2 pseudogenes are annotated in these 1,847 nt (G+C 54.8%); both read left to right on the plus strand.

Going from position 1 to position 1,847, the window contains the following annotated elements:
- A pseudogene (gene lacI / locus RDN66_RS17615) lies at positions 1-544 on the plus strand (DNA-binding transcriptional repressor LacI); the annotation flags it as partial.
- A 122-nt stretch (positions 545-666) separates the two neighbouring features.
- Positions 667-1,847, plus strand: a pseudogene (lacZ, locus tag RDN66_RS17620) (beta-galactosidase); the annotation flags it as partial.

Raw genomic sequence — 1,847 nt, forward strand, 5'->3', positions numbered from 1 at the left:
GCAAATCGCGCTGTTAGCGGGCCCATTAAGTTCTGTCTCGGCGCGTCTGCGTCTGGCGGGCTGGCATAAATATCTCACTCGCAATCAAATTCAGCCGATAGCGGAACGGGAAGGCGACTGGAGTGCCATGTCCGGTTTTCAACAAACCATGCAAATGCTAAATGAGGGCATCGTTCCCACTGCGATGCTGGTTGCCAACGATCAGATGGCGCTGGGCGCAATGCGCGCCATTACCGAGTCCGGGTTGCGCGTTGGTGCGGATATCTCGGTAGTGGGATACGACGATACCGAAGACAGCTCGTGTTATATCCCGCCGTTAACCACCATCAAACAGGATTTTCGCCTGCTGGGGCAAACCAGCGTGGACCGCTTGCTGCAACTCTCTCAGGGCCAGGCGGTGAAGGGCAATCAGCTTTTGCCCGTCTCTCTGGTGAAAAGAAAAACCACCCTGGCGCCCAAGACGCAAACCGCCTCTCCCCGCGCGTTGGCCGATTCATTAATGCAGCTGGCACGACAAGTTTCCCGACTGGAAAGCGGGCAGTGAGCGCAACGCAATTAATGTGAGTCAGCTCACTCATTAGGCACCCCAGGCTTTACACTTTATGCGTCCGACTCGTATGTTGTGTGAAATTGTTAGCGGATAACAATTTCACACAGGATACAGCTATGACTATGATTACGGATTCACTGGCCGTCGTATTACAACGTCGTGACTGGGAAAACCCTGGCGTTACCCAACTTAATCGCCTTGCAGCACATCCCCCTTTCGCCAGCTGGCGTAATAGCGAAGAGGCCCGCACCAATCTCCCTTCCCAACAGTTGCGCAGCCTGAATGGTGAGTGGCAATTTGTCTGGTTTCCGGCACCAGAAGCGGTTCCGGAAAGCTGGCTGGAGTGCGATCTTCCTGTCGCCGATACTGTCGTCGTCCCCTCAAACTGGCAGATGCACGGTTACGACGCGCCCATCTACACCAACGTGACCTATCCCATTACGGTCAATCCGCCATTTGTTCCCACGGAGAATCCGACTGGTTGTTACTCGCTCACATTTAATGTTGATGAAAGCTGGCTACAGGAAGGCCAGACGCGAATTATTTTTGATGGCGTTAACTCGGCGTTTCATCTGTGGTGCAACGGGCGCTGGGTCGGTTACGGCCAGGACAGCCGTTTGCCGTCTGAATTTGACCTGAGCACATTTTTACGCGCCGGAGAAAACCGCCTCGCGGTGATGGTGCTGCGCTGGAGTGACGGCAGTTATCTGGAAGATCAGGATATGTGGCGGATGAGCGGCATTTTCCGTGACGTCTCGTTGCTGCATAAACCGAGCACGCAAATCAGCGATTTCCATGTAGCCACTCACTTTAATGATGATTTCAGCCGCGCTGTACTGGAGGCAGACGTTCAGATGTACGGCGAGCTGCGCGATGAGCTGCGGGTGACGGTTTCTTTGTGGCAGGGTGAAACGCAGGTCGCCAGCGGCACCGCGCCTTTCGGCGGTGAAATTATCGATGAGCGTGGTGGTTATGCCGATCACGTCACCCTACGTCTGAACGTCGAAAACCCGAAACTGTGGAGCGCCGAAATCCCGAATCTCTATCGTGCGGTGGTTGAACTGCACACCGCCGACGGCACGCTGATTGAAGCAGAAGCCTGCGATGTCGGTTTCCGCGAGGTGCGGATTGAAAATGGTCTGCTGCTGCTGAACGGCAAGCCGTTGCTGATTCGCGGCGTTAACCGTCACGAGCATCATCCTCTGCATGGTCAGGTCATGGATGAGCAGACGATGGTGCAGGATATCCTGCTGATGAAGCAGAACAACTTTAACGCCGTGCGCTGTTCGCATTATCC

The organism is uncultured Kluyvera sp. (assembly GCF_902485085.1).
In the GTDB taxonomy this organism is placed as follows: Bacteria; Pseudomonadota; Gammaproteobacteria; order Enterobacterales; family Enterobacteriaceae; genus Kluyvera; species Kluyvera ascorbata.